Origin of the sequence: Metabacillus niabensis (genome assembly GCF_020524345.1) — a bacterium.
GTDB lineage: Bacteria > Bacillota > Bacilli > Bacillales > Bacillaceae > Metabacillus > Metabacillus niabensis_B.
Genome location: NZ_JAIVLH010000062.1, coordinates 1 through 1,381 on the forward strand (window position 1 = coordinate 1; position 1,381 = coordinate 1,381).

Below are 1,381 nucleotides of genomic sequence, written 5' to 3' on the forward strand. Positions count from 1 at the left end.
GTGAGAGGAAAGGAGAAACGAGTGTGGAACTTTTAGAACAAATTCTAAGTAATCAAAATATGAATGAAGCCTACTTGCGTGTATATAAAAACAAAGGTGCTAGTGGGGTCGATGGAATAACGGTCGATGAACTGAAACAATATCTGAGAGAGAACAAGGATGAGCTACGTCAGCGCATCAGAACAAGAAAGTACCAACCACAAGCTGCCTTAAGAGTGGAGATCCCAAAAGAAAATGGTAAGATGCGCAAATTGGGAATACCAACAGTAGTGGATAGGGTAGTTCAACAAGCCATTCATCAAGTTCTCAGTCCAATATTCGAAAAGCAATTCAGTGAATTCAGTTATGGCTTTAGGCCAAAAAGAAGTTGTGAGATGGCCATTATGAAAAGCTTGGAAATTCTGAATGATGGACATGATTGGATAGTAGACATTGACCTTGAAAGGTTCTTTGATACAGTCCATCACGACAAACTCATGCGAATTATCGCCAACACGATAGGTGATGGTGATGTCATCTCGTTAATCAGAAAATACTTAGTTAGTGGAGTCATGGTGAAAGGGAAATATGAAGAAACACCAATCGGGACTCCGCAAGGAGGAAACCTTAGTCCACTATTGAGTAATATAATGTTAAACGAACTGGATAAGGAACTTGAAAGTAGAGGACTTCAATTCGTGAGATACGCTGATGATGCCCTAATCTTCGTGAAGAGTGAGAAAGCAGCGAATAGAGTGATGGAATCAATCGTGAGATTTATAGAAAATAAATTAGGGTTAATAGTGAATGGAGAAAAGAGTAAAATCTCCCGTCCAAAAGATTTGAAATTCTTAGGATTTGGATATTATTACGATTTTAAGAATGAGAAATACCAAGTAAAACCCCATTCAACGTCAATACAAAAATTTCAAAGGAAGCTTCGAAAATTAACAAAGCGAAATTGGAGTGTTTCGCTAGACTACCGAACCTTAAAACTAAAACAAGTCATACTTGGGTGGGTTAACTACTTTAGAATCTCAAATATGAAAAAAGCAATGACTGAGATAGATAAGAAGCTTCGCTCCAGAATTAGAGTCATCATCTGGAAGCAATGGAAGGTATCGAAGAAACGAATCAAATCGCTTATTCAATTAGGGATCCCTAAGGAAGAGGCGAAGGGATTAACCTTCTGTCGAAGAGGTTATCGATACATCGGGCTATCAAAAGTCGTTCAAAGAGCAATCTCAAATAAAAGACTAAAGCAGAGGGGACTTCCCTCTGCTTTAGATCATTATCTAAAAGTACACACTGTAATATAAATTGAACCGCCGTATACGGAACCGTACGTACGGTGGTGTGAGAGGGGCGAAAATAATTAAAATTATTTTTCCCTCTACTCGAT

General features: G+C 38.3%; 1 protein-coding gene. It reads left to right on the forward strand.

What is annotated here, in order from left to right:
• Positions 1-23 precede the first annotated feature (23 nt).
• A complete protein-coding gene (ltrA, locus tag LC095_RS26575) occupies positions 24-1,298 on the forward strand; it encodes a group II intron reverse transcriptase/maturase (RefSeq protein WP_226530914.1) in 1,275 nt (424 codons plus the stop codon).
• Positions 1,299-1,381: the final 83 nt, after the last annotated feature.